We start from the raw sequence: 14,855 nt of genomic DNA, 5'->3' as shown, positions 1-14,855 counted from the left end.
CGTCAGTCCTTCACGATCACGAACAACGGCTGGTCGGCTTCGACGAGCGCGCCGTCGGCGGCGAGGATCGCATGGACGTGGCCGTCGCAGCCCGCGCGCACCGAAGTGAAGAGCTTCATCACCTCTACGAGGCAAATCTCGGTCTCGGCGGTCACCGGGTCGCCGGCCTCGACATAGGGGTCGGCCCCCGGCTTGGGCGCGCGATAAAAGGTGCCGAGATAGGGCGCGGCGACGACGACCGCATCGGCCGGCCAGTCGCCCGCGGGCGCTGAGGCGAGCCCTTCGGCTGCGGGCGGCGCAGCCGGTGCAGCTGCGGCCGCTGCCACCGCCACGGCCGGCGGCGCGACCGGGGTCACCTGCGCGCCGATGCCGCCGGTATCGGGATCGGTCGACAGATAGATTTCAAAGCCGTCGCGGATGACGTGGAGTTCGCGCAGGCCCGATTTCTCGAACTCGGCGATCAGCTGCTCGATGTCGGCCGACTGGTCCTTCGCGCTCATTGCCCGCTCTCCCGCAGCGCATCGACGGCGCCGGGGTCGAGCCCCGCGCCCTGGCCATCGAGGCGAGACCCCCGAAATTCGTCGGCATAGATGGCGCGAACCGCCGGGTCGCCCGACCGGTATTTCACCGTCGTGTCGCAAAGGAAGCGATGGCCATCGGCCATCTGCAGCGGCCGGAAATCCCGCGCCCGCGCGTTATAGTCGGCGAGCGGCAGCACGCCCGCGCTGGTCGTATAGCGATCGGCCTTGGCGCCGAGATGCGTGACACCCGCGCCCATCGGCGCGAGCCCCGGCGCCTCGCCCTGCCGGTCGAGCACATGATAGGGAATATGCGAGATATAGCGCACGGGATTGTTGTTGTGCTGCATCATCGCATAGCCATGGATGCGCTGGCTCGGCAGGTCGACGAGCCCGACGAGCGAGCCGAGAAAGTCGCGGCCGAACTCGTCGTTCAGCAGCGGCCGGAAACGGTCGGCGCGCGCGTCGATCGTCATCCAGTCGTCGACGTCATAGACCCCGGCGACATGCGCGAAATCCTTGATCAGCGAGAAATAGGTGAGCGCGCCGGCATCCATCATCTGGTCGCGCGACCATCCCGCCATCCGTTTCCACAAGGCGACGGTCGCCGCGCGAATGCGCTCGGTCAGGTCCTCGAAGGTGCCGGCCAGCTCCCTGGCCGATCCCATGCCGACGGGCACGAAGCCTTCCGACAGCGCGTCGGAGGTATAGAGGCCGACGCCGGTCAGCCGGTCGGCGGTGAACTCGGGCTTCGATTCGAAACTGCCCCAATCGTCCATCAGATAGAAGTGGCAGTCGGTCGCCTCCATCGTCACGGTCAGATTGTTGTAGGGGATGTCGCCCGCGATCCCGTCGAGCCAGGGATAGTCGCCCTCGGCAAGGTCGGTGAATTCACGGACGATCAGCTCGCGATTCTCGGCAAGCCGGTAGGGGCCGCTGTTGTTGAGCGTGCAGCGGCTCTCGCACGAGACGAGGAAGCCATATTGCGACACCGCGGCGAGGAAGGCCTGGGCGGCCTTGTGCAGCCGGTCGCCGGGCGTGCAGGCGAAGAGGTCGGCGTGGAAACGCTGGATTCGCCGCTCAGGCAGAAGCTGGACGCGCTGGCCGAATTCGCGCGCGTTGAGGTGCCCGTCCTCGCGCTGCTGCGCCAGCTTGAAGCGCCGCCAGAAGTCGAGGACATAGGCGACGTCCTCGGCGGCGTCGGCGGGGTCGAGCATGCCGAAGTTGATCAGCATCTCGCGGCCGAGAAGATAGAAGGTCGGCATGCCCCAGCCGGGAAGATTGCCGAACTTGCCGCCCATCGCCCGCGCCCGGTCGCCGATCTCCTCTGCGGACATGCGCGCCTCGATCTTCCGGAGCAGTTCGGGATAGCGATAGAAGCAGCAGAGGTAGGACAGCAGCATATAGGAGGGGACGGGAAACAGCTTCGATTCCTGGACCGTTCGGGTGACGCACAGCCAATAGGTATCGTCGCCCAGCGACTGGATCGCATTATTGGCTTCCAGCAAATGCGTATAAGTCAGCATCTCTCACCCCTTGGCGGGCCTGCGCGTTCACCGCAAAACCCCGATCGCCCCGTCCGATTAGCACCCTTGACGCCAAAGCGAAAGAGTGTTTAGGCGAAATCGTCGAACGAAATCGAACATTCCTTTTCAGGTGAATTGACCCGGATTCCGCATATCCTTCTGATTCAATATGCTTCTTTGCGCCGGCTACCGGCAGTGACGGAAACCCGTCACCTTCGCAAATTTGCATTTTTCGGATCGAATGCGGCCCACCCAACTGGAGAATCCAAGCCATGATCCCATCCGATCGCGCCAGAGACATCGGCGACCGCGTCGAACGCTTCGTCCGCGACCGGATCACCGCCTATGAACGCGACCCGCGTTGCGGCGCGCACGGCCCATCGGATGATCTGGTGCAGGAGATGCGCGAACTGGCGCGCGCGGCGGGCGTCCTCACGCCGCATATCCTGAAGGACGGCTGCCATCTTTCGCATGCCGAGACCGCTTATGTGCTGATCCGCTCGGGCCTGTCGCCGCTGGGGCCGCTGGCGGTGAACACCGCCGCTCCCGACGAAGGCAATATGTATCTGCTCGGAAAAGTGGGTTCGGCCGAGCAGAAGGAACGCTTCCTGAAGCCGATGATCGCGGGCACGGCCCGATCGGCCTTTTTCATGACCGAGCCCGCCGAGGAGGGCGGCGCGGGCTCCGACCCCTCGATGATGCGGACGATGTGCCGGCAGGACGGCAATCATTGGGTCATCAGCGGCCGCAAGGCCTTCATCACCGGCGCCGAGGGCGCGCGGGTCGGCATCGTCATGGCGAAGGCCGAGGACGTCGTCGAGGGCGGCGGGGCGTGCATGTTCCTCGTCGACCTGCCCGACCCGGCGATCCGCATCGACCGCGTGCTCGACACCATCGACGGCTCGATGCCCGGTGGCCACGCCGTGCTGACCATCGACGATCTGCGCGTTCCCGCCGACCAGATGCTCGGCAATCCGGGCGAGGGCTTCCGCTATGCGCAGGTCCGTCTCGCACCCGCGCGGCTCACCCACTGCATGCGCTGGCTCGGCGCCTGCATCCGCGCCAACGAGATCGCGACCGACTATGCGAACCGCCGCCACGCCTTCGGCAAGCCGCTGGTCGATCATGAAGGCGTCGGCTTCATGCTCGCCGAGAATCTCATAGATATCAAACAAGCCGAGCTGATGATCGACTGGTGCGCGGGCGTGCTCGACACGGGATCGCTGGGGATCGCCGAAAGCTCGATGGCGAAGGTCGCGGTGTCGGAGGCGCTGATGCGGATCGCCGACCGCTGCGTCCAGGTCATGGGCGGCACCGGCGTGACGCGCGATACGATCGTCGAGCAGGTGTTCCGTGAAGTCCGCGCCTTCCGCATCTACGACGGCCCCACCGAGGTCCACAAATGGAGCCTCGCCAAGAAGATCAAGCGCGACTGGAAAGGCGCGCAGGCGTGAGCGCGCTGGGGCAGGATGCGAACACCGGAACCACCGCGGTTCGCGACGCCCATCGCTTCGACGAGGCCGCGCTGGCGCGCTGGATGGCGGATCATGTCGCGGGCTTCGCCGGACCGCTCGCCGTCGAGCAGTTCAAGGGCGGCCAGTCGAACCCGACCTACAAGCTCGTCACGCCGCGCCGCAGCTATGTTCTGCGCCGCAAGCCGCCGGGCCCGACGCTGAAGGGCGCGCATGCCGTCGATCGCGAGGCGCGAATCCTGACCGCGCTCGGCGGCGCCGGCTTTCCGGTCGCGCGGGTCCACGGCCTCTGCACCGACGACAGCGTCATCGGCAGCTGGTTCTATGTCATGGAGATGGTCGAGGGCCGCATCTTCTGGGATGCGACCTTTCCCGGTGTCGCGCGCGCAGACCGCCCGCGCTATTTCGACGCGATGAACGGGGCGATCGCGCGGCTGCACATGATCGATTATCGCGTGCTGGGGCTCGAGGATTACGGTCGACCGGGCAATTATTTCGCGCGCCAGATCGCCCGCTGGTCGCGGCAATATCGCGAGGATCCCGATGCGGGCCGCAATGGCGACATGGACGCGCTGATCGAATGGCTGCCGGCCCATATTCCCGACGGCGAGGAAAGCGGCATCGTTCATGGCGATTTCCGCTGCGACAATATGATCTTCCATCCGAGCGAGCCCCGCGTGGTCGCGGTGCTCGACTGGGAATTGTCGACGCTGGGCCACCCGCTCGCCGATTTCCCCTATCATGCGATGATGTACCGGATGCCGCCGCACATCGTCGCGGGACTGGCGGGCGGCAATCTCGCCGCGCTGAACATCCCCGCCGAGGAGGATTATGTCGCCGCCTATTGCGCGCGGACAGGGCGCAGCGGCATCGCCAATTGGGATTTCTACATCGCCTTCAACGTCTTCCGGCTTGCCGCCATTTTCCACGGCATCCGCGGCCGCGTCATCCGTGGCACCGCCGCATCGAGCCAGGCCCGCGAGCGGTCGAAGGCCTTTCCGGAACTGGCGGCGCTCGCCCGCCGGTCGATGGAAAGCTGCGGATAGCCGCACTCCGGCTTCGTTCCGCAATGGCGCACCCGACAGGATTCGAACCTGTGGCCTCTGCCTTCGGAGGGCAGCGCTCTATCCAGCTGAGCTACGGGTGCCGGTAGAGCGGCGCCTCTAGCAAGCCCGGATCGCGCCAGCAATCGAATAACGACCGAAAGCGCATTGCGCATCGGGGGCGGGATGTGCGAAGCGCGGCAGCGCCGAACCCTGGGGAGTGCCCGTGGCGATTTCCGAACAGCGCTGGCCGATGGCCGCCGATCTCTATGGCGAACTGCAGCTCGAGGCGGCGCCGCCCGCGACGCGGCGCTGGCGCGACTATCTGCCCGGCGGCCTCGTCACCGCGATCGCGGCGCTCGCCGCGGCCTGGCTCGCCGATCACTATGCCGCGCCGATCGTGCTGATGGGCCTGCTGATCGGTCTCGCCCTCTCCTTTCTGTCGCAGGACCGGCGCACCCACGCGGGGCTCGACCTGATGTCGCAGACCGCGCTGCGCATCGGCATCGTTCTCGTTGGCGCGCGGATCACCGCGACGCAGCTCGCCGAACTGGGGCCGCTGCCCTTCGCCTTGCTCGTCCTGATCATGCTGACGGTCATCGTCGCCACCGTGGCGAGCGCGCGCCTGTTCCGGCAGGACAGCCACGCCGCGCTGCTCGCCGGCGGCGCGACCGCGATCTGCGGCGCCTCGGCGGCGCTCGCACTCTATTCGCTGATCGGCGACAAGCGCGTCGACCAGGCGCGCTTCACGCTGACATTGGTGGGCATCACCGTGGCCAGCGCGCTCGCGATGACGCTCTACCCGGTGCTCGCGGCGCAGCTCGGCCTTTCGGACACCCAGGCGGGCTTCCTGATCGGCGCCTCGATCCACGACGTCGCGCAGGCGATCGGCGGCGGCTTTTCCTTCTCCGCTCAAGCGGGCGAGGTCGCGACGATCGTCAAGCTGACGCGCGTCGCGCTGCTCGCCCCGATGCTGATGCTCGTCGGCTTGTGGCTCGGCCGCAGCGGCGCGACGGAGGCGGCGAAGACGCGCATTCCGTTGCGCCTGCCCTGGTTCATCCTCGGCTTCCTCGCGCTCGCGGCGATCAACTCGCTCGCCCCCCTACCGAAGCCGGTTCAGGATGGCAGCGCGACTGCGGCGCAGGCGCTGCTGCTGCTCGCGATCGTTGCGACGGCGATGAAGGCGCGGCTGCACCTGTTGCTCGACCAGGGCTGGCGCAGCTTCGCGCCGATCATCGTCGCGACGCTGACCAGCTTCCTGCTGTCGCTTGCCGCCGCGATCAGCCTGTGACGCCGTGACGTCACGGTAACGTGGCAGAATTTCAGCCTTTCGGCAGCGCCCAGCTCACCGTCAGCTGCGTCGCCCGGCGCGGGATGTCGAGCTTGGCTTCGCTGAAATTGACCTTCTCGTTCGGCGGCAGCATCCGCACCGGCGGCTTGATCGTCCAGCTGTAGACGATCGTCCCCTGCGCGTCGCGCAGTTCGGCGAGGATCGGCGGCACGCGCTGTTCGCGGTCGGTCGGGTTGATGATCACCCCCGACGCCGCGAAATAGATGGTGCCGTCGGCGAGTTCGCGGTGATCCTGGTTGGGCGGCAGTTCGATGACGAGGTCGGGCTCGTCGGCCGCGCCGGGAAGCCCGAGACCCTGCGCCCAGCTCGGTAGCCCGTAATAGAAAAGCGCACCGGTCGCGCCGATCATCAGCACCGCCGCCGCCGCGGCCACCATCGTCCAGCGCTTCGCCGGGTTGCGGCGGGCGCGGCGGAAAGGCAGCGGTTCGTCCGCCGCAGCGGGCATGGCACGCGGCGCCGGCTCGGCAGTGGCGGCGAACGCTTCGGGAGGCGGAGGCGCGGCGGGCTCCTCGGCCGGCGCCGCCACGGGCGGTACCGGGGGCGGGGCGACCGGAGCCGGCGACGGCCCGTCGTCGGCCGTCCGCACCGGATCGGGTTCCGGCACCGGCGCCGGCGCTGAAGCCGGCGTTGGCGCGGGCGGGATCGCCGCGGCACCGAGCGCCGGCTCCTGGAACCAGCTGTGGCGGCAATTGGCGCAGCGCACGGTGCGGCCATTGGGTCCGATCGCCGTATCGGGCACGACATAACGGGTCTGGCAGGACGGGCAGGCGAGGATCATGGCGTCCCTCTAAACACGCTGAGTCGCGCGCTGGCAAGCGTCGCGTCGCACCGACGGGCGCATCGGCGCTTGTCCTTGGGGAACAGCCGTGCAACAGCCAACGGCATGAGCGCGGAGGCTCCCCTGTTTTCCCGGCCGGCGGCGCGGCCCTGTACGCGGCTGACGTCATGACGGCCGCCACCGCTCCCCGCACTGGCGGCGCGATGGTCGAGTTCGACAGTGTCGGGCTCCGCTACGGCCCCGACAGCGAAATCCTCTCCGACATCAGCTTCAACCTGCAGCCGGGAAGCTTCTATTTCCTCACCGGCGCGTCGGGCGCGGGCAAGACGTCACTGCTCAGAATGCTCTATCTCGCGCAGCGGCCGAGCCGCGGCATCGTGCGGCTGTTCGGCGAGGATCTGGTCGCGATGCCGCGCCAGCGCCTGCCCGGCTTTCGCCGCCGCATCGGCGTCGTCTTCCAGGATTTCCGCCTGATCCCGCACCTTTCGGCGCGCGACAATATCGCGCTGCCGCTGCGCATCGCGGGGGTCAGCGAGGAGGATCTGTCGGGCCCGGTGGGAGAGATGCTGAGCTGGATCGGGCTCAGCGAGCGCGCCGATGCGCGCCCCGCGACGCTGTCGGGCGGCGAGCAGCAGCGCGTCGCGATCGCGCGCGCGGTGATCGCGCGCCCGCAACTTCTCGTGGCCGACGAACCGACGGGCAACGTCGATCCCGAGATGGCGATGCGGCTGTTGGGATTGTTCGAGGCGCTGAACCGCCTCGGCACCACCGTCGTCGTCGCGACCCACGACATCCACCTGATCAGCCGCATCGACAATGCGCAGATGATGCGGCTCGAAAAGGGGCGGCTCGCCGATCCGACCGGCGCGCTGCGCTATCCGCCGAACCGCGCGTGACGTCATGATCATCCCGCGCGTTCCCGTCCAGCATCGCCGCCTGCTTCCCGACCGCCGCCTGTCGGGGCCGACACCGTGGGTGATCGCGATCCTGATGATGCTGACCCTGCTCGCCGCCGCCGCCGGGATCGGGCTCGCGCGATCGGCGGGCGCGATCGGCGACGCGATCGCGGGGCGGGTGACGGTGCAGATCGTTACCGCCAATCCCGTCACCCGCGCCGAGCAGGCCGCGGCGCTGCGCCGCGCCGCCGCCGCGCAGCCCTATGTCCGCGCCGCGCGCGCGGTCGAGCCGGCGGAGCTGCTCGCGACGCTCGGCCAGTGGTTCGGCGGCGAGGATGGCGACGACCCCGTGCTCAAGTCGCTGCCGCTGCCCGCGCTCGTCGACGTCGATTTCGTCGGCGGCGAGCGCGCGGGCCAATTGGACCGGCTGCGCGCGCTGGTCGCCGAGACCGCGCCGGGCGCGCGGATCATCCCGCACGCCGAATGGCTGGGCCCGGTCGCGCGGCTGATCCGCTCGCTCGCCTGGGTCGCGGGCGGACTGGTCGTGCTGATGATCCTCGCCAGCGCGGCGGTGGTGATCATGACCGCGCGCGCCGCGCTCGGCACCCATTATGCGACGATCGAGATGCTCCACCTGATCGGCGCGACCGACCGCCAGATCGCGCGGCTGTTCCAGCGCCGCATCGCGATCGACACCGCCTATGGCATCGCGCTCGGCAGCGCGGTCGCGGCGGCGATATTGCTGCTCATCGGCTGGCAATGGTCGCGGGTGACCGCGGGGCTCGCCGCGACCGCATCGCTGGGGGCCGCGGGCTGGGCGCTCTTGCTGGCGCTGCCGCTATTGGCTATCGCGCTGGCTGCTTTGACGGCGCGCCAGACGCTGCTCGCCGCGCTCAAGAAGATTTTATGATCAAGCGCCTGATTTCCGTCCTCTTCCTGGTCTGGGTGCTGGGCTTCGCCTGGTTCGCGCTGCTGCCGCCGATGCCCGCGCCGCCGCAAAAGACCGACGCGATCGTCGTGCTGACCGGCGGACCGGGGCGCATCGACCGCGCGCTCGAACTGCTCGAGACGGGGCAGGCGAAGCGGCTGCTGATCAGCGGCGTCGCGCGCGAGGTGAAGCCGCGCGAGCTCGCCGCCGAATATAAGCGCCCGCAGTCGCTGTTCGATTGCTGCATCGCGCTCGGCTTCGAGGCCGAGGATACGCGCTCGAACGCCACCGAGGTGGCGAGCTGGGTTGCGCGGCGCAACTACAAGACGGTGCGCCTCGTCACCACCGACTGGCACATGCGCCGCGCCGAATATGAGATCGGCCGCGCGGTCGGCGGCAAGGTGACGATCATCCCCGACGCGGTGCGCAGCCGGCCAAGCTTCTCGACGCTGTTCCGCGAGTACCACAAATATCTCGCGGGGCTGGCGGGCGGCCTCCTCGGGCTGTAAGCCCCGCTTCGTGCGTTACACCCTCGCTCTTCTCCGCTCGATCCTGTTCTGGATCGCCTTCGTCTTCGCGAGCAGCGTCTGCTCGATCGGCGCGGTCGTCGCGCTGCCGATCTCGCACCATGCGACGCGCGGGTTCGTGCGGGGCTGGGCCTGGTTCCACCGCGTCATCTGTCGCGCGATCCTCGGGCACCGCATCGTCGTCGAGGGCGCGATGCCCGACATTCCGGTGCTCTATGTCTTCAAGCATGAAGGCGCGTTCGAGACGATCGAGCAGCCCCTGCTGTTTCAATGGCCCGCGGTGTTCGCGAAAGAGGAGCTGTTCTCGATTCCCGTCTGGGGCCAGGCGGCGCGCTTTTACGGCCTGATCCCGGTCGACCGCGACGGCGGCGGCAAGGCGATGCGCGCGATGCTCGCCGCGGCGAAGGCCGCGCTCGACGCAGGCCGCCCGCTGGTGCTGTTCGCCGAGGGCACGCGCGTCCCCCACGGGCTCGCGCCGCCGCTCCGCGCGGGCTTCGCGGGAATGTACCGCCTGCTCGGGGTGCCGGTGATTCCCGTCGCGGTGAACAGCGGCATCGTCTATCCGCCGCATCGCTGGGTCAAATGGCCGGGGACGATCACCTACAGGATCGGCGAGACGATCCCCGCCGGCCTGCCGCGCGAGGAAGCCGAGGAGCGCGTCTGGCGCGCGATCAACGCGCTCAATCCGCCCGAGGCGTTGCTGGGGGGGCAAGCGCCCGCCTAAAAAGTTCCGTATCCCCGAGCGAAGACGAGGGGCTCGTTCGAGCGGAGCGAGAACCGCCTCACCCCGCTGCCTCGACTTCGCTCGGCATGGCCCCTCGTCTTCGCTCGGGGATACGGATCGCTTTGACCGAGTCTCAGTGCTTCCGCCCGAAATCGGGCGCCGGATCGTCCTGCCCCTCGGCGATGATCGAGCGGCGGATCGCGCGGGTCCGCGTGAACCATTCCTCGAGCTTCGCGCCGTCGCCGCGGCGGATCGCCTGCTGGAGCACGGTCAGATCCTCGTTGAAGCGCTGCAGCGTCGCGAGCACCGCGTCCTTGTTGGCGAGGAAGACATCGCGCCACATCACCGGATCGCTCGCCGCGATGCGAGTGAAGTCGCGGAATCCGCCCGCCGAATATTTGATCACCTCGCTCTCGGTCACTTCCTCGAGCTCGCTCGCGGTGCCGACGATCGTATAGGCGATGAGGTGCGGCAGGTGGCTCGTCACCGCGAGCACCATGTCGTGGTGTTCGGCGTCCATCGTGTCGACCGTCGCGCCGAGCGCCTGCCAGAAGCCGGTGAGCGTCGCCACGGCCTCCTCGGGCGCGTCGGATGCCGGGGTGACGATGCACCAGCGCCCTTCGAACAGGCTGGCGAAGCCCGCCGCCGGGCCGCTGTTCTCGGTCCCCGCGACCGGGTGCGCCGGGATGACGAGGTGGCCTGGCAGCGCCGCGCGCAATGCCGCGCCAACGCCGGCCTTCGACGAACCGACGTCGGAGACGATCGCGTGCGGCGCGAGCCCCGGCGCCATCGCGCGCGCCGCGTCGGCCATGCCGCCGACCGGCACCGCGAGAATGACGAGGTCGGCGCCCGCCACCGCGTCGGCCGCATCGTCGGCGATGCGGTCGCACAGGCCCAGCATGCGGGCCTCGCCCCGCACGTCGGCGCTGGCGTCGTGGCCGGTGACCGCGACTCCGGGCAGCCGCGCCTTGACCGCGCGCGCGATCGACGAGCCGATCAGCCCGAGCCCGACGACCGCGAGGCGCTCGATCGCCATCGGCCGCGTCAGCCCGCGAGCGCGGCGCGAATCGCCGCCGCCAGCCCGCGCGTCTCGTCCTCGGTGCCGATCGTCATGCGCAGCGCGTGCGGCAATCCCTGTCCCGGCAGCCAGCGCACGATATAGCCCGCGTCCATCAGCCGATTGTAGACGGTCTCCGCGCTCGTCTCGCCCTCGAACAGCACGAGCAGGAAGTTGGTCGCCGACGGCACGACGCGCACGCCATGATTCCCCAGCCCTTCGATCTCCTGCGCCAGCCACGCGCGCCATTTGGCATTATGCTCGCGGCTGCGGGTCACGAAATCCTCGTCGCCAAGCGCCGCGACCGCCGCCGCCTGCCCGGCGCGCGTGACGTTGAACGGCAGGCGGATGCGGTGCAGCGCCGAAATCACTTCGGCCGCCGCATAGCCCCAGCCGATCCGCTCGGCGGCGAGCCCGTGGATCTTCGAAAAGGTGCGGGTGATGAAGACATTGGGCTCGGTCTTGGCAAGCTCGAGCCCGCCGTCGTCCTCGGCGTCCGAGAGGTATTCGGAATAGGCCTGGTCGATCACGAACAGCACGTCCTTGGGCAGCCCCGCATGGAGCCGCGCCACCTCGGCGCGCGTCGCGAGCGTCCCGGTCGGATTGTTCGGATTGGCGAGATAGACGACGCGCGTCCGCTCGGTCACCGCCGCGAGCAGCGCGTCGACGTCGGTCGCATAGTCCCTGTCGTCGGCCTCGACCGGGATCGCCCCGACGCGCCGCGCCGCGATCTCGTAGACCGCGAAGCCATAGCGCACATAGAGAATCTCGTCGCCCGCGCCGGCATAGGTGCCCGCCGCCAGATGCAGCAGCTCGTCCGACCCGTTGCCGCAGATGACGCGTGCGGGATCGAGCCCGAACTTCGCCGCGATCGTCTCGCGCAGCGCGTTGGAGCCGGGATCGGGATAGCGCGACAGCGCATCGGCCGCACCCTGGGCCTCGGCGAAGGCCGCGCGCGCCGCGTCTCCGGTGCCGAGCGGATTCTCGTTCGCGCTCAGCTTGATCAGCGGCCGGCCGTCGGCGCCCGCCGACTTGCCGGGAACATAGGGGGCGATGCCGCTGATCCACGGCTTCGGCGTCAGGGTCGGGGTCGCGTCGGTCATGTCGCGCCGTTTAGCGGCTGCAGCCCCCAAGTCCAGCATCTAGTCCAGCACGTTGACAAGGGTGGCCATGCGCGCCTAGCCCCGCCGCATCATGGCAACGCGCTTGCAATCCGACCGGCCCAACCAGATCACCCTCGACCACCCGCTCGCTCTCGACAGCGGCGCGCTGCTTGCGCGGCCGACGATCGCTTATGAAGCCTATGGTCCGCTGAACGCCGCGCGCGACAATGTCATCCTCATCTGCCACGCGCTGACGATGGACCAATATGTCGCCTCGACGCATCCGGTGACGGGCAAGCCCGGCTGGTGGAGCAAGGTGGTGCGTCCCGGCGGGGTGATCGACACCGACCGCTATCATGTCATCTGCGCCAATGTGATCGGCAGCTGCCTGGGGTCGAGCGGCCCCGCCAGCATCGATCCCGCGACGGGCGATCCCTATGCCATGAGCTTTCCGGTCGTGACGATCGGCGACATGGTGCGCGCGCAGGCGATGCTGCTCGACCAGCTCGGCATCGGCCGGCTTCATGCCGTCATCGGCGGATCGATGGGCGGGATGCAGGCGCTCGCCTTCGCGGCGCACTATCCGGGCCGCGTCGACCGCGCGCTCGTCATCGCGTCGGCGGCGCGCCATTCGGCGCAGAACATCGCCTTTCACGAGGTCGGGCGGCAGGCGATCATGGCCGATCCCGACTGGCAGGGCGGCGATTATTATGCGAGCGGGCGGGTGCCGGTGAAGGGGCTGTCCGTGGCGCGCATGGCGGCGCACATCACCTATTTGTCCGAAGCGGGTCTCACCGAGAAATTCGGGCGCCAGCTTCAGGACCGCGAGGTCAAGACGTTCGGGTTCGAGGCCGATTTCCGGATCGAATCCTATCTCCGGCATCAGGGGATCAGCTTCGTCGATCGCTTCGATGCCAACTCCTATCTCTACATCACGCGCGCGATGGACTATTTCGACCTCGCCGACCCGCATGGCGGTCGGCTCGCCGAGGCGTTTCGCCATTCGCCGGTGCGCTTCGGCCTCGTCAGCTTCGATTCGGACTGGCTCTATCCGACCGCCGAATCGCGCCGCATCGTCCAGGCGCTGCACGGCGCGGGCGCGCAGGCGAGCTTCGTCGAGCTGTCGAGCCCGTTCGGCCACGACGCCTTCCTGCTCGATTCGCCCGAGCTGTGGCGGCTGATGGCGGGATTTGTCGAGGCCGGCCGATGACCGCGCCGACGCTTCGCCCCGACCTCGCCTTGATCGCGGCGCAGGTGCCTGCCGGCACGCGCGTGCTCGACGTCGGCTGCGGCGACGGCACGCTGATGGCCGCGCTGCGCGACAGCGGCGGGGCCGATGTCCGCGGGCTGGAGATCGATTCGGCAAATGTCGCGGCCGCGATGGAGCGCGGCCTCGCCGTGGTCCAGGGCGATGCCGACCGCGACCTCGCTGACTATCCCGACGATGCCTTCGACATCGCCATATTGTCGCAGACACTGCAGACCTCGCACCGCCCAGACCGGATCGTCGAGCAGCTGCTGCGCATCGCCCCGCGCGCCTTCGTCAGCTTTCCCAATTTCGCTCACTGGCGCGTGCGTCTTGCGCTGCTCTGGGGCGGGCGGATGCCGGTGACGCGGCTGCTACCCGTCGCCTGGTACGAGACCCCCAATATCCACCATGTCACGGTCAGCGATTTCCGCGACCTGATGCGCGCCCGCGGCATCGCGGTCGAGCGCGCCTGGTACCTCTCGGGCGACCGCCCGACGAGCGACGCCGCGGCCAGCTGGCGCGCCGAACATGCGATCTTTCTGATTTCGCGGGGCTGATCCGCGTTCCCGACCCCACGGCGGCTTCCGACCGATAACAGCCGTCGCCCCCGCGAAGGCGGGGGCCGCCGTCGTTTTACGCAGCGGCGCAGGAATAGGCCTCCAGCGGCCCCCGCCTTCGCGGGGGCGACGAGCCATGCAACGGCCGCTCTCCACCCCCTGGCAGTCATTCGCCCTGACAAAAATGCAGCCCTGCAACGACGGGGCCAACGAACGATCAGCCCTTCTTCCCCAGCCCGTTCGCCAGCAAATCGTTCGCGATCCGCGCGACCTCGGCGATGTCGGCGTCGGCGTCCCACAGGCCGTACCGCATGCCGAGGAAGACGTTCATCCCGCCGATCGCCCAGGCGTGGATCTCGCCGACGTCGGGCCGGATCTCGCCGCGCGCCGCGCCCGCCTCGAGGCGCTGGCGGATGCGCTCGACCGTCGTTTCATAGTGGCGGCGATAGCTCGCGTAATCGACGAATTCGGCCTCGTCGATGATGCGGTAGATTTCCCTGTGCTCGCGCACGAAGCCCAGAAAGGATTCGAGGCCGATGCGCTCGGCGGCGATCTCGTCGGGCGCGGCCTGGACGATCGGGGTCACATGGTCGCGCAGTTGCTCGCTCATGTAGCGGACGAGCGCCTGAAAGATCTCCTCCTTCGAATCGAAATAGGTGTAGAAGCTGCCGAGCGCGGTGCCGGCGCGGCGGGTGATCGCGCTGATCGACGCCTCGTGAAAGCCGCGCTCGCCGAATTCGATCGCCGCGGCGTCGAGCAGCTTGCGCAGGGTGCGCCGGCCGCGCTCGGTGCGCGGCGTCTTGTCGCGCCCGCCGGCTGCGTCCGCCGCCTCTGCCGTCGTCACGTCCGGCTGATCCATCGCGCCATCCCTCTTCCCGCTCCGCGCCCCAATCGTGGCATTTTCGCACCACTGGCAAGCAAAAAACGCCGGAGCCAACTTCCAAGTTGAAACTTGGTTCACCTTTCATTATTGGGTGCGTCGCGGCTTGGCAAGTCCAGGCCCAAGAAAAGATGACGCCAGAAATGGCAAAATGGGGTGGCGAGGGGTCACCCGTGACTTGGGAGACTCAATCATGCGTCCTTTCGCCCGCCAGCTGCGCCGCGCGGTTCTCGCCACCACCACGCT

General features: G+C 68.6%; 15 protein-coding genes and 1 tRNA gene. 9 read left to right on the top strand and 7 right to left on the bottom strand.

Going from position 1 to position 14,855, the window contains the following annotated elements:
* Positions 1-2 precede the first annotated feature (2 nt).
* Positions 3-500, bottom strand: a complete 498-nt coding sequence (gene accB / locus ACOTSS_RS17670; protein WP_448689286.1) for an acetyl-CoA carboxylase biotin carboxyl carrier protein — start codon at positions 498-500, stop codon at positions 3-5.
* Positions 497-2,044 (bottom strand): hypothetical protein, encoded by a 1,548-nt coding sequence (locus ACOTSS_RS17665; RefSeq protein WP_448689285.1) that lies wholly within the window; start codon positions 2,042-2,044, stop codon positions 497-499. Before ACOTSS_RS17665 ends, accB begins: the two co-directional genes overlap by 4 nt.
* A gap of 272 nt (positions 2,045-2,316) precedes the next feature.
* Here ACOTSS_RS17665 and ACOTSS_RS17660 point away from each other — a divergent pair, with 272 nt between their 5' ends.
* Positions 2,317-3,498, top strand: coding sequence for an acyl-CoA dehydrogenase family protein (locus ACOTSS_RS17660; RefSeq protein WP_448689284.1), 1,182 nt, complete (start codon positions 2,317-2,319; stop codon positions 3,496-3,498).
* Positions 3,447-4,562: a phosphotransferase gene (locus ACOTSS_RS17655; RefSeq protein ID WP_448689283.1), complete on the top strand. Its 1,116-nt coding sequence runs from the start codon at positions 3,447-3,449 to the stop codon at positions 4,560-4,562. Before ACOTSS_RS17660 ends, ACOTSS_RS17655 begins: the two co-directional genes overlap by 52 nt.
* Before the next feature lie 24 nt (positions 4,563-4,586).
* Here the strand turns inward: ACOTSS_RS17655 and ACOTSS_RS17650 are convergent.
* Positions 4,587-4,663 (bottom strand) — tRNA-Arg (locus tag ACOTSS_RS17650).
* Positions 4,664-4,812: 149 nt separating this feature from the next.
* Between ACOTSS_RS17650 and ACOTSS_RS17645 the strand changes: the two genes are divergently transcribed.
* Entirely contained in the window at positions 4,813-5,850 is a 1,038-nt protein-coding gene (locus ACOTSS_RS17645) for a YeiH family protein (protein ID WP_448691370.1), read from the top strand.
* 31 nt (positions 5,851-5,881) lie between these two features.
* Here ACOTSS_RS17645 and ACOTSS_RS17640 read toward each other — a convergent pair whose 3' ends face one another.
* Positions 5,882-6,688 carry a zinc-ribbon domain-containing protein gene (locus tag ACOTSS_RS17640; protein WP_448689282.1) on the bottom strand — a complete coding sequence of 269 codons (807 nt, stop codon included), beginning with the start codon at positions 6,686-6,688 and terminating at the stop codon, positions 5,882-5,884.
* A gap of 167 nt (positions 6,689-6,855) precedes the next feature.
* On the opposite strand from ACOTSS_RS17640, the gene ftsE reads away from it, so the two are divergent.
* From ftsE to ACOTSS_RS17620, 4 genes are read left to right on the top strand one after another with little or no spacing between them, the layout of a single operon-like run.
* Positions 6,856-7,584, top strand: a complete 729-nt coding sequence (gene ftsE, locus ACOTSS_RS17635; protein WP_448689281.1) for a cell division ATP-binding protein FtsE — start codon at positions 6,856-6,858, stop codon at positions 7,582-7,584.
* Between the two features lie 4 nt (positions 7,585-7,588).
* Positions 7,589-8,494, top strand: a complete 906-nt coding sequence (locus ACOTSS_RS17630) for a cell division protein FtsX (protein ID WP_448689280.1) — start codon at positions 7,589-7,591, stop codon at positions 8,492-8,494.
* On the top strand, positions 8,491-9,021 hold the full coding sequence (locus tag ACOTSS_RS17625; RefSeq protein WP_448689279.1) for a YdcF family protein: 531 nt from the start codon (positions 8,491-8,493) through the stop codon (positions 9,019-9,021). Before ACOTSS_RS17630 ends, ACOTSS_RS17625 begins: the two co-directional genes overlap by 4 nt.
* 10 nt (positions 9,022-9,031) lie before the next feature.
* Complete coding sequence (locus ACOTSS_RS17620; RefSeq protein WP_448689278.1) at positions 9,032-9,763, top strand: lysophospholipid acyltransferase family protein; 732 nt, start codon at positions 9,032-9,034, stop codon at positions 9,761-9,763.
* Between the two features lie 133 nt (positions 9,764-9,896).
* Here ACOTSS_RS17620 and ACOTSS_RS17615 read toward each other — a convergent pair whose 3' ends face one another.
* Together ACOTSS_RS17615 and hisC are read right to left on the bottom strand one after the other, a co-directional pair.
* A complete protein-coding gene (locus ACOTSS_RS17615) occupies positions 9,897-10,799 on the bottom strand; it encodes a prephenate/arogenate dehydrogenase family protein (protein ID WP_448689277.1) in 903 nt (300 codons plus the stop codon).
* Between the two features lie 8 nt (positions 10,800-10,807).
* The gene (gene hisC / locus ACOTSS_RS17610; protein ID WP_448689276.1) at positions 10,808-11,923 is read right to left on the bottom strand and encodes a histidinol-phosphate transaminase; all 1,116 of its coding nucleotides are present in this window, start codon (positions 11,921-11,923) and stop codon (positions 10,808-10,810) included.
* A gap of 91 nt (positions 11,924-12,014) precedes the next feature.
* On the opposite strand from hisC, the gene metX reads away from it, so the two are divergent.
* Together metX and metW are read left to right on the top strand one after the other, a co-directional pair.
* A complete protein-coding gene (metX, locus tag ACOTSS_RS17605; RefSeq protein WP_448689275.1) occupies positions 12,015-13,133 on the top strand; it encodes a homoserine O-acetyltransferase MetX in 1,119 nt (372 codons plus the stop codon).
* On the top strand, positions 13,130-13,729 hold the full coding sequence (metW, locus tag ACOTSS_RS17600) for a methionine biosynthesis protein MetW (protein ID WP_448689274.1): 600 nt from the start codon (positions 13,130-13,132) through the stop codon (positions 13,727-13,729). Before metX ends, metW begins: the two co-directional genes overlap by 4 nt.
* A gap of 217 nt (positions 13,730-13,946) precedes the next feature.
* On the opposite strand, the gene ACOTSS_RS17595 is transcribed toward metW, so the two are convergent.
* Entirely contained in the window at positions 13,947-14,588 is a 642-nt protein-coding gene (locus ACOTSS_RS17595) for a TetR/AcrR family transcriptional regulator (RefSeq protein WP_448689273.1), read from the bottom strand.
* Positions 14,589-14,855: the final 267 nt, after the last annotated feature.

It is taken from the genome of Sphingopyxis sp. NJF-3, assembly GCF_053514865.1.
This window is presented reverse-complemented; position numbering and strand designations above follow the sequence as displayed.